The organism is Bacillus sp. KICET-3 (genome assembly GCF_033261025.1).
Taxonomy (GTDB): domain Bacteria; phylum Bacillota; class Bacilli; order Bacillales; family Bacillaceae; genus Bacillus; species Bacillus sonorensis.
The window spans coordinates 1,947,983-1,973,672 of record NZ_CP137345.1 but is presented as its reverse complement, the minus strand read 5'-3'; the positions used below and the strand labels follow the sequence as shown (position 1 = coordinate 1,973,672).

The 25,690-nt window shown below is 39.9% G+C and carries 23 protein-coding genes and 3 pseudogenes; 8 read left to right on the top strand and 18 right to left on the bottom strand.

The features are described from left to right. Positions 1–109: 109 nt before the first annotated feature. The 3 genes from R5H20_RS09960 to R5H20_RS09950 form a co-directional block, all read right to left on the bottom strand. Complete coding sequence (locus R5H20_RS09960) at positions 110–1,579, bottom strand: potassium/proton antiporter (protein WP_006638033.1); 1,470 nt, start codon at positions 1,577–1,579, stop codon at positions 110–112. A gap of 96 nt (positions 1,580–1,675) precedes the next feature. Further along, positions 1,676–2,359, bottom strand: coding sequence for a YoaK family protein (locus tag R5H20_RS09955; RefSeq protein WP_006638034.1), 684 nt, complete (start codon positions 2,357–2,359; stop codon positions 1,676–1,678). Positions 2,360–3,050: 691 nt separating this feature from the next. Next, positions 3,051–3,506 (bottom strand): hypothetical protein, encoded by a 456-nt coding sequence (locus R5H20_RS09950; protein ID WP_006638035.1) that lies wholly within the window; start codon positions 3,504–3,506, stop codon positions 3,051–3,053. Between the two features lie 522 nt (positions 3,507–4,028). Between R5H20_RS09950 and R5H20_RS09945 the strand changes: the two are divergent. Continuing rightward, positions 4,029–4,407, top strand: a pseudogene (locus tag R5H20_RS09945) (VOC family protein). Positions 4,408–4,487: 80 nt separating this feature from the next. Next, positions 4,488–5,171: an SOS response-associated peptidase gene (locus tag R5H20_RS09940; protein WP_006638037.1), complete on the top strand. Its 684-nt coding sequence runs from the start codon at positions 4,488–4,490 to the stop codon at positions 5,169–5,171. Here R5H20_RS09940 and R5H20_RS09935 read toward each other — a convergent pair. After that, the gene (locus R5H20_RS09935; protein WP_006638038.1) at positions 5,168–6,742 is read right to left on the bottom strand and encodes a flavin monoamine oxidase family protein; all 1,575 of its coding nucleotides are present in this window, start codon (positions 6,740–6,742) and stop codon (positions 5,168–5,170) included. The two genes, R5H20_RS09940 and R5H20_RS09935, sit on opposite strands and share 4 nt — an antisense overlap. Before the next feature lie 427 nt (positions 6,743–7,169). Here R5H20_RS09935 and R5H20_RS09930 point away from each other — a divergent pair, with 427 nt between their 5' ends. Next, a complete protein-coding gene (locus R5H20_RS09930; RefSeq protein ID WP_006638039.1) occupies positions 7,170–7,484 on the top strand; it encodes a BLB8/JUQZ-1 family protein in 315 nt (104 codons plus the stop codon). Between the two features lie 321 nt (positions 7,485–7,805). Here the strand turns inward: R5H20_RS09930 and R5H20_RS09925 are convergent, their stop codons facing one another. Further along, complete coding sequence (locus tag R5H20_RS09925) at positions 7,806–8,135, bottom strand: hypothetical protein (protein ID WP_254726441.1); 330 nt, start codon at positions 8,133–8,135, stop codon at positions 7,806–7,808. A gap of 200 nt (positions 8,136–8,335) precedes the next feature. Next, a pseudogene (locus tag R5H20_RS09920) lies at positions 8,336–8,789 on the bottom strand (SRPBCC family protein). A gap of 563 nt (positions 8,790–9,352) precedes the next feature. Here R5H20_RS09920 and R5H20_RS09915 point away from each other — a divergent pair. After that, positions 9,353–9,835, top strand: coding sequence for a hypothetical protein (locus R5H20_RS09915; protein ID WP_006638042.1), 483 nt, complete (start codon positions 9,353–9,355; stop codon positions 9,833–9,835). A gap of 1,242 nt (positions 9,836–11,077) precedes the next feature. Here R5H20_RS09915 and R5H20_RS09910 read toward each other — a convergent pair. Further along, entirely contained in the window at positions 11,078–11,863 is a 786-nt protein-coding gene (locus tag R5H20_RS09910; protein ID WP_006638043.1) for an alpha/beta hydrolase family protein, read from the bottom strand. A 514-nt stretch (positions 11,864–12,377) separates the two neighbouring features. On the opposite strand from R5H20_RS09910, the gene R5H20_RS09905 reads away from it, so the two are divergent. Next, a complete protein-coding gene (locus R5H20_RS09905; protein ID WP_006638044.1) occupies positions 12,378–12,728 on the top strand; it encodes an Ig-like domain-containing protein in 351 nt (116 codons plus the stop codon). A 114-nt stretch (positions 12,729–12,842) separates the two neighbouring features. Beyond that, on the top strand, positions 12,843–12,983 hold the full coding sequence (locus tag R5H20_RS09900) for a hypothetical protein (RefSeq protein ID WP_155910090.1): 141 nt from the start codon (positions 12,843–12,845) through the stop codon (positions 12,981–12,983). A 233-nt stretch (positions 12,984–13,216) separates the two neighbouring features. Here R5H20_RS09900 and R5H20_RS09895 read toward each other — a convergent pair whose 3' ends face one another. After that, complete coding sequence (locus tag R5H20_RS09895) at positions 13,217–13,813, bottom strand: class I SAM-dependent methyltransferase (RefSeq protein ID WP_029418451.1); 597 nt, start codon at positions 13,811–13,813, stop codon at positions 13,217–13,219. Positions 13,814–14,260: 447 nt separating this feature from the next. Next, the gene (locus R5H20_RS09890) at positions 14,261–14,656 is read right to left on the bottom strand and encodes an immunity 22 family protein (protein ID WP_006638046.1); all 396 of its coding nucleotides are present in this window, start codon (positions 14,654–14,656) and stop codon (positions 14,261–14,263) included. A gap of 677 nt (positions 14,657–15,333) precedes the next feature. Here R5H20_RS09890 and R5H20_RS09885 point away from each other — a divergent pair. After that, on the top strand, positions 15,334–15,867 hold the full coding sequence (locus tag R5H20_RS09885) for a GNAT family N-acetyltransferase (protein WP_006638047.1): 534 nt from the start codon (positions 15,334–15,336) through the stop codon (positions 15,865–15,867). 538 nt (positions 15,868–16,405) lie between these two features. On the opposite strand, the gene R5H20_RS09880 is transcribed toward R5H20_RS09885, so the two are convergent. The 7 genes and pseudogenes from R5H20_RS09880 to R5H20_RS23585 all read right to left on the bottom strand — a co-directional run bounded on the left by R5H20_RS09880 (position 16,406) and on the right by R5H20_RS23585 (position 22,334). Beyond that, the gene (locus tag R5H20_RS09880; RefSeq protein ID WP_373870191.1) at positions 16,406–16,612 is read right to left on the bottom strand and encodes a DUF4926 domain-containing protein; all 207 of its coding nucleotides are present in this window, start codon (positions 16,610–16,612) and stop codon (positions 16,406–16,408) included. After that, the gene (locus R5H20_RS09875) at positions 16,613–18,457 is read right to left on the bottom strand and encodes a ribonuclease YeeF family protein (RefSeq protein ID WP_006638050.1); all 1,845 of its coding nucleotides are present in this window, start codon (positions 18,455–18,457) and stop codon (positions 16,613–16,615) included. Between the two features lie 269 nt (positions 18,458–18,726). Then, positions 18,727–19,110, bottom strand: a complete 384-nt coding sequence (locus R5H20_RS09870; RefSeq protein ID WP_006638051.1) for a VOC family protein — start codon at positions 19,108–19,110, stop codon at positions 18,727–18,729. 99 nt (positions 19,111–19,209) lie between these two features. After that, a complete protein-coding gene (locus R5H20_RS09865) occupies positions 19,210–19,488 on the bottom strand; it encodes an ArsR/SmtB family transcription factor (protein WP_029419136.1) in 279 nt (92 codons plus the stop codon). A 31-nt stretch (positions 19,489–19,519) separates the two neighbouring features. Further along, complete coding sequence (locus R5H20_RS09860) at positions 19,520–19,672, bottom strand: hypothetical protein (RefSeq protein WP_155910154.1); 153 nt, start codon at positions 19,670–19,672, stop codon at positions 19,520–19,522. 335 nt (positions 19,673–20,007) lie between these two features. Further along, entirely contained in the window at positions 20,008–20,367 is a 360-nt protein-coding gene (gene cdiI, locus R5H20_RS09855) for a ribonuclease toxin immunity protein CdiI (RefSeq protein ID WP_006638053.1), read from the bottom strand. Between the two features lie 22 nt (positions 20,368–20,389). Further along, positions 20,390–22,334, bottom strand: a pseudogene (locus tag R5H20_RS23585) (T7SS effector LXG polymorphic toxin). Positions 22,335–22,838: 504 nt separating this feature from the next. On the opposite strand from R5H20_RS23585, the gene R5H20_RS23580 reads away from it, so the two are divergent. Next, positions 22,839–23,021: a CDP-alcohol phosphatidyltransferase family protein gene (locus R5H20_RS23580; RefSeq protein WP_081605376.1), complete on the top strand. Its 183-nt coding sequence runs from the start codon at positions 22,839–22,841 to the stop codon at positions 23,019–23,021. Positions 23,022–23,462: 441 nt separating this feature from the next. Here R5H20_RS23580 and R5H20_RS09835 read toward each other — a convergent pair whose 3' ends face one another. Then, positions 23,463–23,747 (bottom strand): hypothetical protein, encoded by a 285-nt coding sequence (locus R5H20_RS09835; protein WP_006638057.1) that lies wholly within the window; start codon positions 23,745–23,747, stop codon positions 23,463–23,465. Positions 23,748–23,752: 5 nt separating this feature from the next. Further along, positions 23,753–25,495 carry a ribonuclease YeeF family protein gene (locus tag R5H20_RS09830; RefSeq protein WP_006638058.1) on the bottom strand — a complete coding sequence of 581 codons (1,743 nt, stop codon included), beginning with the start codon at positions 25,493–25,495 and terminating at the stop codon, positions 23,753–23,755. Between the last annotated feature and the right edge of the window lie 195 nt (positions 25,496–25,690).

Below are 25,690 nucleotides of genomic sequence, written 5' to 3'. Positions count from 1 at the left end.
TTTCCAAATTGTAACACGAATTGATCCGAAAATGGATGTTTTCGGAAAAAACGAAAAGGGGACGCTTTCAGCACTCAGATCGGGAGGTGTACCGCAGTATCCGCCTTTTTTAAATAAATTCTTTGTTCAAAAGCCGTTTCAATTCCTTTTTTCTTTTTTTCGCTGTGAGAATATAAAGAATGTCTCCCGGTTGAATCGTCGTATCGCCGTGCGGGGTGACCAAATCCCCGTTCCGTATCATCGCGCTGATGAGCGTTTCCTTTGGAAAACTGATGTTTTTCAAGGCTTGCCCTGTAATGGCTGTCTTTTCATCAACGGCAAACTCGATCATTTCGGCGTTTGCCTTTCCGATGGATACGAGCTCCAAAGAGTGAGGGGGTTCTACTTTCTCCGGTCCATTCAAGCCTAATGTGTCTGCAAAGATTGAAATGGTTGAACCTTGAATCAATGCCGATGTCAAGACGACAAAAAACACCACATTAAAGAACAGTTGGCTATTTTCAAGCCCCATCGTCATTGGAAACGTGGCAAGCACGATCGGAACGGCCCCTTTTAATCCCGCCCAGGAAAGAAAGATCTTTTCTTTCATATGAAACCCCATTTTGATCGTTGACAGAAAAACAGCAACGGGTCGGGCAAGGAACATTAATATAAGGGAAAGCAGAAATCCTTTGAAAATGATGCCAAATGATAGAAATTGTGAAGGGAAAACGAGCAAGCCGAGTATGATGAACATCAGAATCTGCATCATCCAGGCAAATCCTTCATTAAATCTGAAAATGGAATGGCGGTAGGTTAAATCCATATTGCCGATCACGAGAGCCGCTATGTAGACTGCCAATAAGCCGCTGGCCCCGACTAGATCTGTCACACTGTATGTCAGAAGTGCAAATGCGAGGGTGAAAATGGGATATAGGCCGCTCGAATCCAGATTGATCTTATTGATGGAAAAGCTCCCAAAACGTCCGAGCAAGTAACCGATAATCAGCCCCATTCCCATTTGCCAAAAAAACGAACCGATCAGTAAATAAACATTGGCATGATCAACCGTCATCAACTCGATCAGCGATAAGGTTAAAAACATGGCCATCGGGTCGTTCGTGCCCGACTCGGCCTCAAGGGTGGAAGCCAGCCTGTCGTTAATATTCTGGCCTTTTAGCACGGCGAAAATGGCGGCTGCATCTGTTGATCCGACAATGGCGCCAAATAAAAAGCCTTCCATCCAGGAAACATTGAATATCAACTTTGCGGCGACGGCCACAACAATCGTTGTGATTAGTACGCCTATTGTCGCGAGAGACAACGAAGGACCCGCAACCGCCTTAACCGAAGACCATTTCGTCTGCAAGCCGCCTTCAAAAAGAATCACGACCAATGCGATGATCCCGATCAATTGAGTCAGTTCCGGATTATTAAAGTAAATAATCCCCAATCCGTCGCTTCCCATAATCATTCCGACCAGCAGGAACAAAACAAGGGCAGGCACTCCTAATCGCGTTGAAAACTTTGTTGTGAGCACGCCTATAATCAGCAATAAGGCGGCAAGCAAAATAAAATGCTCTATATTTATATGTTCCAACCATACATCTCCTCCCTGTAAAAATCGTTTTTTTTCATAAAACACTATGCTTCCCCGTTTTTCGCACATGAGATCTCGTCAAAATGCCTGTGTTGTTTATTTTCCCTGGACGGCCGCTCCCCTAAACTTGGTCACCGCTGTCGCAACGATCGCGATAATGATGACAATCGGAAGCCAAACGACACCAAAGCGGTAAGCCGGTTCGACAACGGCTGCGATAACGGCGCCGAGACAATAGAAGACAATCGTTAAAGCGCGGAGCAGCGCATCTGTATGAAAGATGTTTTGATGGCTTTTTCTGAAGAACCGTGTACTGACATCTTCAAAAAAGTTGGCCAGAGTTCCGGTTAAGACTGTTGTAGAAATACCTGCGATCCCGAGTTTTCTAGCAGCGGTCGTCTGAAGCCCCATCGCCATGCTGAGCAATAAGATCAAAATGTGTGCTGAGATTTGAAATAATGACAAACATGCAAAAAGCAGCAAAACGAACCCCTCGATCATAAGGGCCGTCGTGACGGCTGGAGGCCAAAAGGATTTTTCCTGTTTTCCGACAATGGCGGAAGCGATGATCACGCCGATGATAAAGCCAAGCAATGCGGTGAGAGAATACATGACGGTCTTTTGCAGCGAGTGCCCGATGGCTAATCCCAGCAGCACGATATTCCCGGTCATATTGGCGGTAAATACGTGACCGATACTTAAGTACCCAATCACATCTACAATGCCTGCCGTCAAACAAAGAAGTAAAAGCATGATGTTTCGATACAAAGCAGCACTCAAACTGATTCAACCCTTTCCTGCCTATTGTAACCCGCGGATTTTCAAGTCATTCCTTTTCATATGAAATTAATGAAACAGTAAAACGGCGGAAAACGTATATTCCCCACCGGTATTTACGGCTCATATTGTAAAGTTTGAAATAGGCTCTTCTTACAATGATATTTTACCACGATGACAGCTGTTTGTGACGAATCGCGGCGCAAAGGGACGCCATAAATGGCCCCCGATGCTATTTTTTTCTTTACTCATGATTTAGTTCTGAAATATATCTTTAGGAGGCAAGACTGCATAAAATACTTTTATCCAATGCGAACTTTGTTTTGTAATTCAGACTTTTGACTCCTCATCTATGGATGCCGTCGCAAGAATCACAAAAAACACACATAAAAATATCCAAATTAAAAGGTGAATTTTAATGTTCGAATTAAAGGTCATATAGCAGGAATCGCTCCGAGCGCAAATCGAAGGATAAAATCGTCATATTAATTCGTTTGCTTCCCTAACAGCCAGGAACCCGCCAATAAATGGAAAAAGCAATAATTGAGCGAAGAATAGCGACTAAATATTCGCGCACAAAGCTCCACCCCGCCAATTATAAAGATATAAACAGGCAAGCCGCCCAAAAGTGCAAATATGCCGGCCCTTCATCCGGCGTAAAGGCGGCCACCGAAGAGCAGCCATTTCTATTTATTTATCTCCCTTTCGTTATCCTGATTTTTTTGGAATCAAAGCTTCCGATCATTTTTTTCTTTTTAGCATCCTTAAAAAGGAATACCCTGACGATATATGTTCCGTTGCCCAGTTTTTTCCTTACAGGCGACACACTATATGTTTTAAGCGGGGTAGAAACTTTAAAATAGCCTGTCACACTTCCGCCGCTAAACAATCCTCTGTTGATCCATTTACATATATAAGCTTTATAATAAAGTTTTGAACTGCCTTTCTTCTTCATTCTCCACTTAATAGAAGAAGCCCTTGAAGTGTAAGTGCTGGCATCTGTATAAACCTTGACAGTATAACCGCCTTTCGTTTGCCAGCCGGACCAGGCGGCCTCAGCTTTCCCCGTTGACATAAAAACCCCTGAGAAGGTGATTCCGGCAACGATCAATGTCATGATCAATTTTTTAGAGCTCAATTTACAGTTCATTTGCTTCATGACCTCCTAAGTATTCTCCGGCAATTCTTTCTTCTTTTTCGGCCGATTGCTTCATTATATAACATGCAGCAAATACATTCCCCTGTCATCTTTTATCATCGCGTATATGTACTACATCGTTTGAATACAGGTTAAGGAAGGTGATCTACTTCTTGCCAAGAGGAAAAATTCCCCTTTTGACAAGATCTGCACTCCCTATAGGCACAGCGCCTTTTCAGTATGAGAAAGCCTTATATTTTGTAATGTTTATTCTTTCGTTCTCATACGAATAATTTACCAACCACAAGAATATATGTTACATCCATTAATCAACACTTGCAACGAAAATCGCATCTTTTTGCTCTTTACAATTCTAAATGATTCTTAAAATCCCATAAAAAGCATCAATAAAAAACCTTCATTTTTATCATATACCCAATTGATATGAAACTTGACACAATGTTGTCATGTTTCATGTTGTATCCTCTAGTTAAAGCCGGAATGAAAACCGGATGCCGAATAGGAGGGATTGAATTGAAGCTTCTGCAAGTCAGGCTATTGGTTCAAGATTTTTAAGAAATGTGTGAAGTTTTACAACGATTTTTTAGGGCTGCCAATAAGCTGGTACGAGGAAAAACTGGAATATGCCCTTTTCAATAACGGAGAAACGAAAATCGAGCTTTTCTCTCGAAACAAGATGGCCGAAGTAGTCGGAGAGGAATTGGAAGGAGAAGCTCACTCAAGGTTCTTGCTCCAATTTGAAGTGGAAGACGTCGATCAAACTTATAACGATCTTAAGGAAAATGGAATTGAATTTGTTAATAAACCGCATGACCGCAAGGAATGGCGGGCGCGTATGGCCCATTTCCGCGATCCGGATCAGAATCTGATTGAGATCTATCAAATGCTGTAATTTTCTCGTCACATTGATCAATTTTTGATTTTCAACCTGCAGCATTATAAAATAAACAAAAACCTTCAAGGGTGATCGATATGTGCGGCAGATTCACGCTGTTTGCTGATTATGAAACCATCATTGACCGTTTTGACATTGATCAGATGATTCCGAAAGAACAATACAGGCCAAGCTATAATATCGCTCCCTCACAGCCCGTTCTGGCTGTTATCAATGACGGGGCAAGTCAGCGGCTGGGCTATTTGCGATGGGGGTTCATTCCGCCTTGGGCCAAAGATGAGAAGATCGGCTATAAAATGATCAATGCCCGGGCTGAAACCTTAGCCGAAAAACCAAGTTTCAGGAAGCCCCTGATCAGTAAAAGGTGCATCATTCCAGCCGACAGCTTTTACGAATGGAAACGGATCGATTCAAAAAGAAAACAGCCAATGAGAATCAAACTGAAGTCGAATGAGCTCTTTTCATTTGCCGGATTATGGGAGAAGTGGATTTCCCCCAGCAATGAACCGGTTTATACATGCACCATCATTACAACAAGACCAAACGCTTTCATGGCAAACATTCATGACCGGATGCCGGTTATTCTTGATTGCCATCACGAAAAGGATTGGCTCGACCCTGCCAATCAAGATAGTGCGTTCTTAGAAAGTCTTCTTACCCCCTGTCACTCAGATGACATGGAAGCCTATGAAGTATCACCTTTAGTTAATTCACCGCACCACGATTCTATTGATGTGATCAAACAAAGCCCTGCTCATTAAGCAGGGCTTGTGGAGTCCGCTCCCCTCCGTACCTCCGGTGTTGATTGGATGATGTCGCCGTGTTGCACACACACTGGAGCCCGCCCCTGGTCTTGTGCATCCACTACATTTACATTCAAACCATAAAGGCTATTTTGGCAAATCATCACTTCATTTGCCACCCGTATGCCGGATTCAATCGCTCCCTGCATCCATGCATGGGTGAGCGAGGTGTGTTCCCCACCGAAATGCACCCTTCCCTCAGGTGTAGGAATATAAGGATACAGCTCTAATTCCTGTCCTGGTTCAAATGCGGTAAAAGCCCCGGCAGAATACGGATTCTGGCTCCAGCTGAAAGAAGCTCCTGATACAAACTCAGAATACACGATATTTCCATATATCTCAGATAAGTTCATTAACGTATAACGGATGCGCTCTTGTTCAGGCAGACTGTCCCACATCAACGCCTCATCCGCCCATGTATAACTTGCTAAAACGACCGCATGTCCGGAAGATCCAAATCCATAGCTTGGATAGTACGAAAATCTAACAGGCAAATCCGTGATCGATTTGCCGCCACACTGCCCTGCTCTTTCCCAAAACCGGCTCTTAAACTCAATTCCAGTTTTGGTTGCGGCTATGTAATTGAGTTCACGAATTGCTCTTCGTTTATAGTAAGAAAAAGAATCATATGGTTCGACTTTCACAAATCGCAAGGCTGAAAAAGGAATCGTCACGATCGCAAGGTCAGCTGTCAGCGCCAAAGGCTCTGCTGACTGTTGATGAATACAATGAATCGTCACACTGGCTGGCTCCTGAGAAATTTTCACCATTTTTTGGCGGAACAAAATATCTTCTTTTAACTGCGGAAGAAATGCATCCGTCAGCAGGTCCATCCCTCCTGTGATCTCATAGAATCGAGCCGGGGATGTAAAAAAAATCGATTCCCGCAATACCTCAACAAGAGACATCCCCATATACGCTTCCATATCCAAAAGGATTCCGATCATATCGATTGCCCCGTTTGAAAAATAAGAGCTTAAATAAGAGCCCAGCGAATGTTTTCTATATTCCTTTTCAACAATGCGCCAATTTCTCTCCGGGTTTTGGTTAATAAAATTGAGGATCGGCTGCAAGACGGAAAGCATCAGTTCTTCAGCCGTTTTTCCTTGTTCATGTGGAGCAACCGGGAATCTTAAAATGCCAGGATTCTCTTCATAAAGATGGAGGCGTGTTTTGATGCCATTTGCATATATAATGTCCATTGGAGTTCGATTCAAAAATTCGTTTGTAGGCAGCTTGAATTTTTTAATATATTCCAAGGTTAATGTATGGATATCCGGAATACGCATCGGCCCAACGTTAAAATATAAACCCCTGCTGAAGGGAGCACGTACAGTGTAAACACGTCCTCCCACTCTATCGTTCGCTTCCACAATCGTGACTCTATGCCCGGCAGCCTTTAATAAAGAAGCTGCAACAAGCCCGGCCAGCCCAGCCCCTACGATAATGATACGTTTTGGATACTGCGTTGTTTTCAGGCCATTTCTGATGATATTGATCATGTCTACATCATTTGCTTGAAAATTCAATTTATTAGGCCCCCACTTTTTCGATTTATTGGATTATATTCCAGCAAAAGGATGCCTTATTACTTTTATCATCAAAAGGTGGAACGATCATGCGGGGCTTTTCAAACCGGGCGAGTTTAACGGCTAAAAATGGCTCATCCCGGAATCTATACAGGACCTGGGCACGATTGGTGGAACGCAAGTTGTGAGAACCAGCTTACCTTAACATGTCGCCTTATCATTGTATTTATAGGCAAATGATCTTCCGGTGCCAAATGTTCAGTGCTTTATTGTTCGGAGATTTTTTCCTTTAAAAACTTATGATCAAAAGTCTTTTTCCGTAGTGTTCCAGTCTGGGCAAGAGTTTCACAAACACTTCACATCTTTCAAATATTTAACATGCTAAACTAGATTTGTAAGCGCAAACAAAAACTTAGGAGGGCAAATCGTGAAAACGGCTATTAAAAGTTTATTGGCATTATCATTGATTTTAGGAACATTTATGATTTCACCCATTCTTACTCCAAACGCCTCTGCCCAAACAATGTCGACCAAATCTTACGGTGTAACCTACACTACAATGAATGTTGGTGACTCCAACGTATTTATGGGCGGTGACCGGTATGAAGTTCTCAATGGTCAGAATGTCCTTGAGATTAATCAATATGGCATGGTTAGAGCCATAGGTCTTGGCAAAGCGACTGTCGTTGTTTATAAAAACGGTGTTATTTATTGGGTGCATTATGTAACTGTTGTTAGATAATGGCTATCGAGATTACCGTAAGCATGTGCCCTCTATAGAGGGCCTCTTTACTTCATTTTCTCTATTCCTGTACCATCGATGAAAGATGGAGCAGTCTCAACGGCTTCTTCTGCGTCTAAATTTCCACTCACTTGATATAGCCCGCACCTTCATCATTACCCACAGCAAGCGGGTATGGTATGCAGTTGACAAAGCCGAATATAAAATGAATGTTCCCCGTGCTTGAACATGCACATAAAAAACCTTGAAAGGCAAATGACAATCAAGGAAGAAGAAATGAAAACTATTCAATTTTTCAAATCTGCACTCAATAAGTATTAATCACTCACCAAATATTAACTCATCCATTTCTTCTCGCTCTTTTGCAATGCCTTTATAAGTTTCGATCAAGTTCTTTACCATCTCAAGCGTTATTTCTCTGTCATTTTCATAAATTTTAATACTAGCTCCCATTGAGAGTAACTGTTCTATAGTATTTACTAATGATTTTAATTCTTCTGTGTCATAGTAATCACATTCAATAACAGGTTTTCCTGATTCAATCGCCTGTTTTAGCTCCTTAATAGGTTGGGATGATGTTTTTCTTAACAACGAGATGTACTTCCTAATATTTGAATCATTGAGTACTTCCACATAAATCAAGTCCATCATAATACCTCCTCTCTAAATAAAAGCCTTAAATGGCTATATCTATTCAAACCTTGCATAAAACAAATAATAGCCGGTGAAAAAATCGGCTATTTCTTTATATGCAGCGGCAAAACAATTGTTAAATTTTTACAAAGGATATTTTAGATTTACTGCTTCCGGATAAATTGTTGATGTTTAAAATACTAACTGGCTTCCGTTCATTATTCATAAATTAATGAAGCTCTTAAATTGTTAATTCCGTTTTTCCAAATACCCCTTTAAGCAAGTTAATGTATATACCCAGCCTTCTTTTTGTCCTATCATTTTTTCCACAATCTCTGGGTCATCTTCTTTTACTCCTGATTCATTTACTTCAATAATTGTACTTGTATCATCCTCTTTTAGTGTTATTGTAACAACCGTTTCTTCACCATGTTCTTCGCCCCAAGAGAACACTATTTTCTTATTGTTCTCGATTTCGAGTACATTTATTACCCCTTCTGCATTGTATTCATCATATCTTAATGTAATCCTCTTGCCTTTCTCCTATCTTTCAGAACTTGATGAGAACCAAAAATTCCCGATTTTTGAAGGAGATACGAATGCTTCAAAGACCTTATTGGCAGGTTTGTTTAGTTTTAATTTAGTTGTTACTTGAGTATTCAAATTTATCATCATCCTTTTAAATTATGTCTACTATCATTGATATTTTCTTCTTAAACTGGAACATTGAAGATATGTTGATTTTGTTTTCTGATCCTCCTATGTCGATACCTGCAACCACAGGGTAGCACATATTGACCTTAAAGCGAAACTCTAAGATTGCACTTTAGGGGTAAAGTATTCCAAAATCATTTCTCCCTTTTCAATACCTTCATGTTGTTACGATAAATGCGTTAAAAAGACTACTTTAACAAAACGTTGGGAAGTCAAAATTCATCAATCAACTGGATTCCAGACGGGATCTCATGAGCTGGATTCCTTCTGAGCAGAGGCAGCAGATCTTTTTGCAGCAGGAGCATTCGCACATTGAATTGGATATGTTTTATTTTACGGCAAAAGGTTTTAATTATACTGACTACGTTTACATTCTCGGTCTCCTATAGGTCAGTTTGTTTTGATCCAGTCCTTTTACAATCTCGGTGATTCTCCTTAAGCAGTGTTCCTCCGTACCTAAAATTCCCGACCATAATTTTTTTAAAAACGAAAATAATAATTTTGTGAAAGGAGGATGATTTATGACAAATAAAAAGCAGCAAAAAGAAAAACAAAAACATTCCAAATTACTTGGTATAAATATTACGGATACTGAGCTTGCCCAGGAACTTGGAAGTCTTCAGCAGCAGCTTGCCCAGGTGAACCAAAATGTAACCCAATTAGGAGCATCTCAACAACAAAGCGGCCAAGGTCAAGCTCAGCAAAATTCTCAAATGAATCAAATAAAGCAGCAGGTTCAGCAATTTGGTTCACAATCTCAACAGCAAATTCAGCAGACTGATCAACAAATTCAGCAAAGCCTCCAACAAGCTGATCAACTGCTTCATCAAGCTCTTCAAGGGATTCAAACCAATCAGGCCATGAACCAGGTGAATCAAGCTGTTCTACAAGCCCAACAATCATTAAATCAACAAGGGCAGCAGGGGCAGCAGGGACAGCAAGGTCAGCAAAATCAAAATCAGCAAAACCAACAAAATCAACAGTTTCAACCACCATTACAATAAAGATATCTCTGTATAAAAGAAAAGAGCCCTTAAAAACGGCTCTTTTTGGTCGTTCGTTTAGAGGAGCAATAGAATCCTTCACCTCTAAAATTTTGACATAAAGGAAAGTATAATTTTTAAAAAGTCACTACACCTCCTGATCTAAAAGGGCGGGCATCGGTTAAATCCAGTGCTTAATTTAAAATTAGGCGTTCAAGTTGAAATTTTTTAAATTCATTTTTCCTTACCGAATAAACCACCTTGCGCTATTCGCTTTTTTAACTTGAAATGGCGGGATCTTACTGCTTGCGTTTCTCACGCAATGCCGCATAGCTCCAGTCGTTCTCCTGTGAAGCTGACGGCCATCATCATTCGGTGCATCCGAGTCCACACTTGATAAGGGAAAGGCGCGTCTTCCATTCATAGAAAAAGCGGCCGCCAATCAGCTGCACAACATCAATGTGCAAAAGATCAGTGCCCGCATGCTCTCCGTGTTGAACTCAATATTCACGTTCGTTTTTCTTGTTTCTATCGTATGACAAAATGGAATAGAAAAAATCCGGGTTGGAACATTAACCTTGAAAGGCAATTGCCAGTTCATATTTTCAATTCAGCACTCAATATGTATTAATCATCACCAAATATTAACTCATCCATTTCTTCTTAATCTTTTGCAATCAATCAGTCCGCTATATGAAAAATTAATCATCGTCAGATACAGCATCATCAAAATCTTGTAACTCTTCCATAATTTCTTTTAAGCGAGTAATGCTGTTTTTAAATTCTTCCTGTTAGATTTCTTGATAATTAAAAATCTCCTTCTCCATATATATCATTATCAAATATTTTTTACCTCTGCTCCTAAATCTAATAATTTGTCGACTAACTCTTTTAATTTTTCCATTTCATCGATGTCGTTTGCATCGGTTTCTGCAAGGACCTCATTGTTTTCAATTTTGTTTTTTATTTCTGCAATCCCTAAATTCGTATGCTTTCTTAAAGGGACTATATATTTTTAATGAGCTATTAGGCATAATTTTTATTGCGATTTCTCCTTTCTTTAAAATTCTTCAAAATAATTTCGGTTAACAGGTTTTCCCGGGGCATTTTTGCTGAAACTTCCTCCGTGCCATCTTTTTAAATGCTCTTTACCTGCAACTTATTGATCAGGTCCACAGTAAGAAAAAATAGCCCAGCTTGAATAAGTGGGCTTTCAGTCTTTATATCCTCTTTTTCATTCACATCTGCAGCACCTCACGATTATCACGACTTTCGTAACGGACATATTGTATCAATGACTGCATTCCATGCTGTTGAGGCAGGATCGATTATTTTAAAATGTTCTGCATCCGGCAGCACAACCAAGCTCACATTACAGCCTTGTTCCATTGCCTTTAAATAGTAATCTCTGCTTAACTCGACTGGAACATGACGATCTAACACACCATGTACTAAAACTTGATCTATTTTCATCGGCAACCGCTCAATCGGGGAAACAACTTGATAGCGTTCTGCAACCTCATGTGGTGACCCGCCCATTAGTGCAGAAACATGACTCTTCATTCCTTTTTCTTCGTGAAATTCCCACATTTTTTTTAAGTCTGTTACCCCGGCCAAGCTGATTACTTTCTTGATGGGCACAACCAACTCATGAAACATTTGATCTGGGTTTCCTGCGGTTCGAGAGGCTAGCCAAAGAGCTAAATGCCCTCCTGCCGAATGCCCAATAATCATTACACTTGATAGGTCCAAACCATAAGGTTCCTTTAGCTGTGACAGATGGTTGATAGCGTCAATCACATCATGGAATGTTCCAGTCCAACCTCCTCCTTCTTCCCCCACTCTACGATACTCAATATTCCAAGTGGCGTATCCTCTACTAGTCAAATCTTCGGCAATGGGATTATTTTCTTCCAAATCATATTTCGACTGCCAAAACCCTCCATGAATCATAACGACTACCGGACACGGTTCTTTCTTGTCAGGCACCCGTAATACCCCGTATTGCGAATGATGTTTTCCATAAGATATTTTCGCTTTATGAGACATCTTATCCCCCTCTCAAATTGATTCTACAGGAAAAGCCATCCTTCCTTCTCCATCAAGAATAGCGTCTGAAGCAACAGAACATCCAGGGATTTTTTTACCGGGTCGGTCAGCCCAGCCCTCAGATCATCCCGACAGCTGTCTTCTGCAATTATAAATAGCTGACGCCTTGTTCAGCCCAGAGATATTCTCCATCATTATCAAGACTTTGACCGAGTGCTCAACGTTCAATTCATTTAAGCAGTGTTGAGCCCTCAGCTTTTGAAAAAGGTTAACCGCTTTCCGCACCGGTTTTCAAGCCGCACACCTTCAAAGCCTTTATACGGACGGCAGACAAGACATTAGATCTTCCCTCTTCAAATCAAAAAGACACCAAACAAACGCATGATTGCGCTCTTGTACTCTCCGTCTTGTGTGTTTAAGTGTCACAAATAAATAATATTTATTCACAAGGAAAAACATTTCGGGACACCGAATGATTAAATTGCAACAAAAATTTTCAGAAGGAGTGCTTGAAATGAAATTCAAAAAAAGTGTTGTTTTTGCGTTATCGATTTCAGCTTTAGCTTTATCTGCCAGTGGTATAGCTTCAGCGAAAGAAACGAAGAGCTCTCCTGTCACAGAAGTAAAAAGCGCTTCTATGCTTCCATCTCACGTGATAAAGATTCAAGACCGTAATTTGACAATAAGCGTCGGAGACCAAGCCTGGATAACCAATTTAGCAGCCACAAGATATGTTTCTGACAATACGGCGGTTGCCTCAGTGGATCAAGGTGGCTTGGTCACTGCTAAAGCAATAGGGACTGCAACAATCACTTTATTCAAAGGTGACAGTGTATTAGGCAAAGTGTTTGTTCAAGTGATTTAAACATCCCGTTTTCCGCCCAAATTGTTGAACAAATTTGGGCGGATTAAAACGGATTTAGCCCCCGTTCCATCAGGAGTCTATGTCTATGTCGATCCCATTCCGAGAGGCACATATATGTGTATCGCCTTTAAGTGGTCTGCAGCCGATTATTACGACCACTTCGGCAAACTAAAAAAAGCCTACGATTCGTCAGGCTTCTCAAAAGAAAATATTGCAAACGAAGTGTCGCTTATTCTCAAAAGATGGACTTTATAACCTAGCTCCAACTATTAATTGATTAAACAATGAAGGAGGAGGCGACCAGCCTCCCCCCTTGCACACCACCGTTTACGGGGCGGTTTGAATTTTTTTCTAACGCGAATCTTCCGTCCGGGGATATATTTTATTCGCATTCAGTCGCTTTTTTATTCCATAACAAAAAAGCGAGAAACATAATCTTCAAAGATGAGTTCGGTAACCGCAGTAACAAAGCGTTTGCCAATCAGTATTTATCGTTTTTGTCCTATAAATTGAATGACATGAGATAAACCATTATGTAAATCCCCTTCATGACGAACTGCTTCACCTAAAAAGAAGTGAACAATACGCCAGTCTGAATAAATGTGTAAAAACTCTTCCGGTCTATATAAAAATTCAGATTCTTGCGGCCCGCCGCTTTTATATGGAATTTGGTGAATTGAATATACTTCCGCAACAAAAAAACCGCCCGGTTTCACTGCTTCTTTAACCCCTAGAAGTGTTTTTCGGCGCAATTCTTCTGGAAAATGGCCAAAAATACATACAACCTCATCCCACTGATCTTTTTTCCATGACGCTTCATTTAAGTCAACGAGTTCCGTCTTCACTTCTACATTTCGGGCTTCTGCAAGCTTTTTCGTCTTTTTCAATCCAGATTCCGCGTAATCCCATGAAGTCACATTCATTCCTTGTTCGGCTAAAAAAACCGCATTGCGTCCTTCACCTTCTGCAATTGCTAATGCGTTACCTGTTAATTGAAGTTTTTTCTGAGAATCCGATAAAAATGCATTCGGTTCAGTTCCATAAACATAATTCTCATCTTGAAAACAGGTGTTCCAAAAATTCATGATCCCTGCTCTCCTTTTTTTTTGATACACTTCACTGCTCTTTTCCATGATCAATAAATCCCTTATTTGAGTGAAAGCTTAAGCGACGCATATCACTGTGACCGTACGTATTCCTGCGAGCGATGTTCTGCGGCTGCTCGTGAAGTTCAATACCTACGACGTCTTTCCGCTATCAAGATGGGTCGAACCTTGTATACTTATGCCTATGATCAGCCACTTATGCATAGAGATCTTCTGATAAAACGTTATTATTACGATTTAATTTAAATCCTAGGATATTTCATCTTCTTTGTCAAACCGAACGATAAAACAAAAAGCTTTTTTCAAGTATGTTTTAACAAATACATTTGATCTTTTTTAGTGACAGGTGACAAAATGGAGTAGAAAAGGTTCCCTAGTTAATCCCCTTTTTCGCTGGGTTTTTCTCGAACGTGTTCAAATTTATCTTTAAACATATGACACGGATCCTACAAATGTAAAAGTATACCCCTTGTTAACAATTTCATTTCTTTTTCCTTCATAGTCAAAGTTATATAGTAAAATGGCAGCGTTTATATTCTTCGGAAGTTGTTTACCCTGATTAGCTTCAAAACGAGATAAAATCATTTCTTCATATGAGCATCCGCCTATTAATTGATACAAAAATTCTTTATTATGGTCATGAGCAACCTTTTCAATAAAATCTTCATCTAAATCATCAATGTCTATTTCAAAATCTCTTAAAAACGGGGAAGGGAGGAAATCACCTTCTTCTTCATCGTATGGTAATTCAACGTATTTATTTAATGTATCAACAGTTTGAATACTACCGATCCATAATGAGACATAATTTTCTCGTTCCATTTTAAACCCTCCTATTTTCCAAGGTAATATTTTCATGAAATTACAAATATAAATTGTTTTTGAAAGCGCTTCTGTGTTAATTTTGATGTAAACAAATACAGTACACAAACAACTGGTTACTACATATCGTTTTGCCTTAAGTGTAATGCATTTCCTAACGCTAAGAGAACAAAATTCCACGAAGATTCTTCCAGAAAGAAAGTTCTAAGAGCCAAAAAAACGAGGTGAAAAAGTGTGCAACAAGAAAAAACAACATCAAATATTAACAGGATAGTACAGAGATATATCATTCTGTTCCTTGTTTTATGCGCATGTTATTTTGTTTACATGGGTGCTTTGGGTAATAAATTCACTCCAGTTCCACTAATTATTTTCATTGTTGTGCTATAATCGGAGAGCTAATCAGAATAGGCGGAATTAGAAGATAGAGGGTTTCAGCCTCTCTTAAATAAAGAGAGCTTCAAGTGTTTCACCTTTGTTTTCGGCTAATAGCCGTCAATACCATTATTTTTGATTCCTTTGTCTGGATGGAAATAAAGGGCATCCTTTACTATTCTGTAAACATAGATATCCTAATAATATGAGTAAACTTTCTTAATACTTCGCACATTAAGGATTTGCCATTAAAGGATGAAGAAATGCTTTTCAAAATTAACTAAAAGAACAGGAGACTTTAAATGGAAATCTTAATTAGACAAGAGCTCACTGAAGAATATAATACGACTGAGGAAATTGTTAAAAAAGCCTTTTTAAATGAAGAATACAGCGACAAGAAAGAACACGTACTTGTAAACAGGATTAGAAAATCAGATGCATTTATCCCTGAACTATCATTAGTCGCGTTAAATCAAGGCAAAGACATTGTAGGTCATGTCCTTTTATCTAAAATAAAAATCGTAGATGGTGATAGAGCTGCCGATTCTTTGGCACTTGCTCCGGTTTCCGTTGCACCTGAGTATCAGAAAAAAGGCATTGGGAGTCAATTGATTCGTACAGCGTTAAAAAACGCAAAAGATCTGGGTTATTGTTCAGTAATTGTTTTAGGACATAAAGATTTTTATCCAAAATTTGGTTTTAAACCAGCCAGCTTATGGAATATACAAGCACCATTTGAGGTTCCAGATGACGTATTTATGGCTCTAGAATTAACAGATCATTCTCTTGAAAAAGTGCAAGGTGTCGTTCATTATTCAAAAGCTTTTTTGGAGTAACAGCCAGATGAATGATTAGATATTTTAATAAAAAGAGGTTGTTCCGAAAATCGTTTTATAACATTTTCTAAAGACAGCTTCTTTTTTAATGTCTCAGTCGTTCCTATATTTCTCTCAGTGGTGGAACAGTAATCTCACTAAGTTTCTCCCCCCGCTTCACTACAGCAAACCAGCGATAGCTTATATCTCGGCAAACGAAAAAGAGCAGCTTTAATTTCCTGCTCTTTTGTTGATAACGGCTCCCGCTAATCTCCGGGAGGACTCAAAGATTATAAAGAGACATGTGATAATGGCTTTCTGTGCAAGCGGGGTCTCACCGCTTGCGTTCCCCTTGGCTGTCGCGCGCAATCCTGCATAGACTCCGGCCGCTCCTCCTGTGAAGCTGACGACTCTCATCATCATTCGAAAGGTGCGTCTCCCATTCTGGCCATTAAAAAAAAGCGGCCGCCAATCAGCTGCACAACATCCGTGTGCAAAAGATCAGTGTCCGCAGGTTCTCCGTCTTGGACTCAGGTATTCCACATTTTCTTTCAAAACCTTACAAGTATTTTTTTAGTTTTTCAGGAAGAAAAGCTTTCTGAACTTTAGTCTTCCCTTCTTCGTCTACAAATTCCACTTCATAAGCCTCTTCCGGTTCAGTAAAAATCATGACAACCGTACCGACTTCACCTTTTTTTAAATCTTCTGTTGGGTCATCTTCAATCAATACAACAGTTTCATATTGTTCGAATTTCAAATTTTCCACCTACTTTACATATAAAGTCGTTAATTCAGGAACATCCGATCCTGGTTTTAAAATCCATCCAGTTCTAACAGTGGCTGTTTTACCGTTTGGACCGGTAATGTCTATATCAACTGTATACCTTTGACCATATTGATCCAACTTCCCAATTATCACTTTCTGATTAGGAAGTTCCTTTTTAATTTTCATTTCTAATTCGTGTGCATTTGTCTTATTATAACCTAAAGCGCTCTCGAACACCTTAGCTTTATTGCCACCGACTGGATGATCCGGATTTAGTGCATAACCGGTGAGCTTTCGAGAATCAATGGTGGCATTTTCCACGTGAGGCAACGCCGGAAGGGTGTCACCGGAACCATGTGGTTTTCCATTATTATTACTTTCCGATTTAAATAAAACACTCGTCTTCTTATCCTCAAGCAGCTCCTTAAGCAAAGGCGTATTTTTCACATTAGGGACCTCTCCCGCTCTTTGGAGCATCCCTTCTAACGCAGGAACATACCGATTGATAGGCGATTTAATATGCCTTTTTGCGGAATTGACACCTTTCTTTGCTGTTTTAGCTGCCGTCTTTCCAGCCTTGCCAAGACTTTTGGCGCCTGTTGAAACAGTAGGACCGGCCTCTGCCAACCCCCATATTGTCCCAATTGCATAAGCAAGATAGTGTCCGCGAGAATAAGAATCTCCGTTTACCATTTGTTTATCCCACGAGTCAGCGATTGATTTCAACATACTTTCAAAGGCGGCTTTGTAATCATACTCAAATACTGCATTTACAGTTGCTTTTGGGTTTTTAAGAAAGTCATCAGCTTGTTCCGTAAGAGATTGGGCTGTTTCAACTGTTCCCACGACAGTCTCTTTTGCGAAATCGTATGCTCCACCGACAAAGCCTATCATACTTTCTAAAATATGTTTCCCATCTTCCAGAGTTCCTTTAATAGGATCGGCTCTGAACTTCTGGGATTCTTCGATGGCAGTAACATAGTTCATCTCTTCAGATGTAAGATTGTCATAACCAATCTCTTTGGCAACTTTAAGATACTCATCGGGATCATCATACAGCTGCTCAAGTTTTTTCTTTAACTTGTACATTTTAACATCATGTTCACTAACTTCGCTAATCTCTTTTTCAAGCTTTGATCTCTTATCAAGTTTATCTAACATGACTCCCATCGCTGTCTCTTGATCCCCGCGCAAAGCATCCATCTCATCCGGTTTTAAAATCGAACCTTTTTGATAGCCGGTGATTTCAATTTTAGGACCTGTGTACATTTTTTCAAGTCTGGTGATGTATCTTTGCATCGTCTCAAGATCGTTTTCAGCGGTTTTGAGAGCGTTGGTCTGCTCCCTGTCAAACGCATGCAGCTTCTCAATTGTTTGATTGATGTCTTTCATTGCTTTTCGATTGTGTTCGTGAAAATCGTTGTCGTTCAAATCCGGTAGATCGACAATATGGCTGACTTTCGCAATCGTGGCGTTGGCTTTGGATACCAAGTTTTTTGTTTTTCGATCAGCCGCGTTTAAGCCTTGCTCCAGATCGTGATCGAGAAAGGCTTGCGAAATATAACCGTTGTGATTCGGTTCGAGGGAATTCAGTGCATTTTTAATTTTTTTCAGCGTTGACTGGTATTCCTCAATGAAAGATTCATAGAACCGCAAAAACGGAGTGTGGCATTCTTCGTAAAAGGCGCGAATCGCGTCGCCGCCTTTTCCTTTTAAAGCATCGTCAAGAACCGTTATCCCGTCAACGCTTTTTTTGAGATCGGCGATTTCTTCTGATTGTTTTTTTAATTGTTCCAGCGTTTGATCAATTGCATCGTGCAACGCATGGACATCAAGAGTCTTCATGGCTTTCCCCTCTAATACTAAAGTTACAATCAGTATAGAGTTTACCACTTTATAGCAAGGAATTGGTGAATAAATACTGTCTATCCATGAAAATGAATCTTATTGATCAGAACAAACAACCCAAACGACAAAAAAAGAGCCCAACTCGGAATAAGCGGGCTTTCAATCTTTATATACTCTTTTTCATTCCACATCCGCGGCACTCACGGCGAGAATACTTCGTCCTTCACCGAACTTAAAACTTACCAATAAAGTCGTTAAAAATTACGTTACTTCTGTATTATCTGAATAAGATTACCGCATGTATCGTCGAAGACAGCTATTGTGACTTCGCCCATTTTTGTAGGCTCCATAGTAAACTTGACACCGTTTTCCAATAATCGTTCGTACTCTTTACGAATATCTGCAACGCCAAACATTGTTACTGGGATGCCATCGGCAAATAGCTTCTTTTGATACTCTTTTGCGGCAGGATGTTCATCCGGTTCGAGTAAAAGTTCGGTTCCGTCTTGATCATCGGGAGAAACAAGCGTTATCCACCTATATGCTCCGCTGGGAACGTCATGCTTTTTTACAAAGCCCAGCGTTTTTGTATAAAACTCCAATGCTTTGTCTTGATCTTGAACGAATATACTAGTAATAATGATTTTCATCATGTTTTGGGCCTCCTTTGATATTTGCGATGTATGGTTCTCTTCTAAACAATCTGGCTACAAATAGAAAAAACCATACATTCGTCATTAGTTATAAAATTAATCTACCCATCCTTTCAGCAAATTTTTAAGTGGCTCGTTGTTGAATATAAGTACTCGATATTTTCCCTTTCGTTTTGATTTTACAAGCCCTGCATCTTCCAATACAGAAAGATGTTTAGCTATCGCCTGTCGCGAAATGGAAAGCTCATGCTTCATAATCAGACGTGCCGTAAGCTCATACAACGTCAGCTCGTTGCGTTCGGATAGTTCGTCTAATATAAGCCGCCGATTCGAATCGCCAAGTGCTTTGAATATAGCATCTTTGTCCCAATTCATATATCGAGTATATGCAACTATACGGTTGCCGTCAATCATAAGTAACCTTATAGTTGCATGATAAAGGAGCCATGAAAATGACTTCCTGTGCAAGCGGGGTCTCACCGCTTGCGTTCCCCGTGACTGTCGCGCGCAATCCTGCATAGACTTCAGCCGCTCCTCCCGTGAAGCTGACGACCTTCATTTATCATTCGATACATCCGGGTGCACGCTTGATAAGGGAAAGTTGCGTCTCCCATTCTGGCCATAAAAAAAAAGCGGCCGCCAATCAGCTGCACAACATCCGTGTGCAAAAGATCAGTGTCCGCAGGTTCTCCGTCTTGGACTCAGGTATTATTTTCTTGTCTCTATCGTATGATAAAGTGGAATATAAAAAGTCCCCCATTTTATCCCCTTTTTTGTCGGATTTTTTTTGGACTGAATATAAAAAACCTTGAAAGGCAGTAGCCAATCAAGGTAAAGAAATATGAATGTTATTTATATATTTTTCTCAAATTTCGAACACAATTAAAATCAAATTCAAACTTCCTCAATATTATATTTTTGAGCGATAACCTTTAATAAGGATTCTATTTTCTCCTTATATTGTGGAAAATCTGAAATATAACTGTCACATGCTATCCTAAGGTAATAATAAAATGTTGGATAATCTACAATTACTTCTTCATCGATTACACCGAATTCAATTCCTTCAAAAGACTCTTCATCGGGCTCAAGTTCACATGGAAAGGTACATCCAACATCGTTTATTGCGGTTCCAACTTCTTTTGACAAATTCTCAATAACTTCTAAAAATTCAGAGTCTGCTAGCACATTAAAAAAAGCTGTAATTGGAAAATGACTTTCTTTTATTTGTTGAGATTCTAAAATTCTGTTCATTATTTATGCACTCTCTTTCTAATTATAGATCAGGGAAAAATGAAGTTACTGTTCCATTAGTGTCAGTATAGCCTATCCATTTTACTCCGTTGCTATCATAACCTTCCCAAACTCTTGTTAAGTTGCCCTTTGAAGCAGCATCAGCAGCTGCCTCCTTACCAAATTTCAAAAAATCATCGTCTGAAATAACAGATGGATCATAAATGGTTTTCTTAAATTCTTGGGCTCTCCATCCCGTGATCTCCCCTGTTTTGGGGTCTAAAGATGGAACCTTATATACAACCTTTTCTATCCCCTTAAGTTTAGGGTGCTTTTGAACACTTAGAATTTTTACGTTATTTTTTAAAAATTCATTTTTATTATGTGCCCCTCCTATCCCCCTTCTTCTTGGCACTTTTGGATCCGTATTTTTTATATGGTTTGCTAATGTTTCGGTAAATTCAACTTTTTTTATAGTACTCGCAGGCTTTCTATTTGATCCCTCACCATCAGCTTTAAAAAGCACACTTTTCTTTTTATCCTCAATCAGCTCCTTCAGCAAAGGCGTATTCTTCACATTAATAGAATTCGGTGCATCCTGAAGAATCCCTTGCAATGCAGGAGTATATCGATTGGCAGGTGGCTTGACATACTGTTTTACTGACTTACCGGCTTTCTTCACCTTGATAACCGCGGCTTTACCCGCTTTCGCAACATCTTTCGAGCCTGTTGGGACAGAGGATTTTCCACTTCTCAAGCCCACAAGGCTTCCGATCAAATAAGTAAAATAATGCGACCTTGAATACGCATCCCCACGTACTACTTTTTCATCATACTGTTCCACCAACGTATCAACCATACTTTGAAAGGCGCCTAAATAGTTGTATCCAAGAACTTTGTCAAAAACGACTTGTGGATCTTTATGTAAATTGTCGATTGTCCATCCAATATTCCATCCCAGCTGTATTCCGCCCTCGATAAAATCCTTCCCTAGATCATATACTGCGCTAAGCGAACCTTTAATACCATTACTGATATTCTGCAAAGCTTCTTTTCCATCATCCGGGCTAACTTCAAGAGGGTTTTGCATGACTGCCTGACGTCTTTCAAGAAATTGAACATATTCTAATTGTTCAGATGTAAGGTTATCGTAACCAATCTCTTTGGCAACTTTAAGATACTCGTCAGGATCATCTGACAACCCGTCAAGCTTTTTCTGTAATTTGTACATTTTAACATCATGATCGCTAACTTCGCTAATCTCTTTTTCAAGCTTTGATCTCTTATCAAGCTTATCCAACATGACTCCCATCGCTGTCTCTTGATTCCCACTCAAAGCATCCATCTCATCCGGTTTTAAAATCGAACCTTTTTGATAGGTGGCAATCTCAATTTTGGGCCCCGTATACATTTTTTCAAGTCTTTTAAGGTATTGTTGCATCGTTTCAAGATCGTTTTCCAGCGGTTTTGAGAGCGTTGGTCTGCTCTCTGTCAAATGCATGCAGCTTTTCGATGGTCTGATTGATGTCTTTCAAAGCTTTTCTATTTTGTTCGTGAAAGTCGTTGTCGTTCAAATCCGGCAGATCGACAATATGGCTGACTTTCGCAATTGTGGCGTTGGCTTTGGAAACCAAATGTTTCGTTGTTCGATCGGCCGCGTTCAAGCCGTTTTCTAAGTCATGGTCGAGAAAGGCTTGCGAAATATATCCGTTATGATACGGTTCAAGCGATTCCAGCACATTTTTGATTTTTTTCAATGCCGACTCATATTCCTCGATAAAAGTTTCGTAGAACCGCAAAAACGGAGTGTGACATTCTTCATAAAAAGCGCGAATGGCGTCGCCGCCTTTACCTTTTAAAGCATCGTCAAGAGCCGTTATCCCGTCGACGCTTTTTTTGAGATTGGCGATTTCTTCTGATTGTTTTTTTAATTGTTCCAGCGTTTGATCAATTGCATCGTGCAACGCATGGACATCAAGAGTCTTCATGGCTTTCCCCTCTAATACTAAAGTTACAATCAGTATAGAGTTTACCACTTTATAGCAAGGAATTGGTGAATAAATCCTGTCTATCCATGAAAATGAATCTTATAGATTAGGTCAAACAACCTATCTTCTGTTGCTTGAAGTTTTAAAAAATAGTTGATTTAAATAAAAAAGCCGTTAAAAACGGCTTTAAGAAAGAAATGAAAAATTTATATTTTTTGATTAAGAGAAGAAATAGTGACTGGGTGCGCTTGTTATGTTCCTTGAAGCTACATCCACTTTATCGGTGGACACATGACAAAGAAAGCTAAGTCCAATGATAAGAACCCCTTAAGCCAATCTTCATTTTAGACTTCATACAAACATTCCCCTTTCAATATTTGTTTTTGTGCATAGACCATCTTTTTGAGACAGATGAGGCTATCCTCTGTTTTTCCATTATAATCTAAATAAGTACCGGCTAAAAGAAAATTGAAGGTATAATCAATATAAAAGGACCGTTTAATTATGAGGGCATTACCGAATGTACTTTCCAGCCTGCGTATCGTGCTGTCATTTTTGCTGTTGACAACATCGAGCCCCGAGGCGTTTAGCGCACTATATGTATTATGTGGTATTTCCGATGTTGCCGATGGGTATATAGCACGTAAATTTGAGATCGAAACGAACTTAGGGGGCAAAACTGGATAGTTTGGGTGATTTTGTATTTTAGGCTGTGGTCCTGATTATTTTTTTCTTTCTTTCAGACATTTATGTAAGTAATACCGTTATATTTTGTGTTGCAGTGGTGGCCTTAGTCAGGCTTTTCAACTTTATGATCACAAAAGCTAAATTCAGACAGTGGGGGATGTTACATACTTTTGGGAACAAAGCGGCGGGGTTTGCTTTATATGTAGCAATCGCTTTGAGTATTGCTTTCTCTCATATCCCATCGTCTCTAGTAGTTGTGGTTTTTTCCGCAGCCCTTACTTCGGCAGTGGAAGAAACCGGCATATTGCTTACTTCTAGCGTGTATAAAGTCAATCAAAAAAGTATCTTTTTGCCTTGAACCTTTAGGTGAAAAAAGAAGATCATGAAATCTTATTTTCCGTTTTTTTTTAAAGTGGTCCTTGTACAAGGACCACTTTAAATTTATCTCCATCTCCAATTAATTTCATTATCTTCTTCGTATATTCCTGGTAAAGATATGCCTACCTTTTTTTGCTCATCATCAATAATAAACCAATTATCATCATCAAGCCATTCATCATTATATTTCTCTATTGCATAAGGGTCATCTTCATTTACTACTGCTTTAAAGAAATCTTTGAATTTCTCCATTTTTTCATTAGGGATGATTGTTCCATACATCCAAACACCTTCGACAGTAGCACCTTTTATTTCACCTAAACACTCATTTTTATAATATAGAAGCATATCTATCACTCCTTTGGATGCATTTTGATAAACTGTTTTGGAACTTCGCCTTTTACAAAGTATTCGGTATCTCTTTGAGTCCATTTTAAGGCTTTGTTTTTCCAATGTTCAGACTGCCGAGTATCATTTTTGATTAACCTTTCAATTTGTTTAGGGGATAAAATCACAACATCCTTTACTTCACCAGACCTGATTGCTTTCCTAAGAGCAGATATGTCGAGTTCTATTATATTTTCTCCATATCCCTTTGCAACCTTTTGATTTATAGTAAAGCTTGTATAAGGGCTGTTGGACTTTCCTCCTTTTCTATACCCGCCAAGAATGTGTTCTGTAACAGTAACCTGACGGCCTTGATACATACCGGTTTTGTTAGCGGGAACAAGATTTCCCGTTTCAGGCGATATATGAGATTTACCTATACCGTTTGGCCTTTTAGGTTCATAAGGAAAGTCTTCACCTCTATACAGATTGGTACCTTTACGGCTGTATGAATTTATATTAAGCACTTTCCCAGCTTTACTCATACCAAACGGTGTTAACATTGCTATGGCTTGATTAAGGCTACCTTGGCGCTGCTCATCTGAAATCTTATTCCCGAACATATCCCTGCCGGTGATCGTTTCGCTGAATCCGTTCGCTGAGGCAAGCCCGTATAAACCCTTTTCGGAGTTTTTCAAAGCGTGGAATGTTTTCGGCGTTTTGTAAGCAGCCAGGGCCTTATCAACTGTCGTGATGGCCTTTTCTGCTTTATACATGCTGTATACGCCTTTGATCCCTTTGGCGCCTTTGCCAAGCCAGCCTACAACTGGAATGTAGCCGGCGGCGCCCATCGCTCCCGCAGCAACCCGCTGCCCGTATGTCAACTTTTCACCAGTTACCGGGTCAACTCCCTCGGTGGCCCTCTTGTAATCATAATAGCCGGTGGCTTCTCCTACAAATGTGCTGCCGGCATCAAGCACTTTTTCATACCATGGCCGGTTTGCAAGCTCTTCCTGTTTTTTAGCGAGCTCTTCCTGCTCTTTGGCAATCTGACGGGCTTCAGCCTGATCTTTTTTAAACTGGATATAGTTTTCTGCATTCTTATGTACGTCATCTTTCAGTTGATAGGCTTCGCTGGCCCGGTAAGCTTTGGCGTCATAGTGAAATGGGGAAGCACTTTTCCCTTTGCCAGTTGCACCGATTAGAGCGGTATAGTCAGCGGTAACCATCTGCTGGTTGATTTCAGATGCGGCATATTCCTCTTTGAGAGCGGCGTCCAGATCATCGACGGCTTTGATCGTGTCTTTGCGCTCATCGTTTGCATCATTGAGGTGTTGTTTGAATGTGTTAGTTGAAAAGACATCTAGAGGCAGTATATCATGGATGCTTTGCAAAATGGCTTGCATGTCTTTTTTCTGCAGTGAAACCATTGCCTTTGAGTTTTTATAGGCATTAGCAAGCTGGTTCTCAAGAAATTCCATGTCAATAAACGTGTCGCCAGAAAGATCTGCCTCTTCCACAGCCGCGGAAACGCCGTCGAGAAATTGAACCTGCATATCAATCAGATCGAGCCAGTCGTCCACTATACCCGCCTGATCCCTGTAAAACGCTTTGATGTTATCGGCGCCTTTCCCCTCAAAATCATCGCCCAAATCAGCCATCTTTTGGAACGCCTTTTTCAGGTTGACAAACTGCTCTCTGGTGCTTTGGTATTCCTTGGAGCGTTTCTCCATAGCAGCTAATAAAGTTTTTGACTCATAGATCTTCATTCATCAAACCCTTCCTAAGTCTTAATCAAATAAGAGTTTACCACTATACGGAAATGAATTGGTGAATAAATCCTGTCTATCCATGAAAATGAATCTTATTGAGTAGGTCTTAAAACCCAACACACTCGACAGGCTTTTTCTGAATTCCAAAAAAGGAAAATCATTGTCAAAAAATGATCCTTTATGTAAAATGAA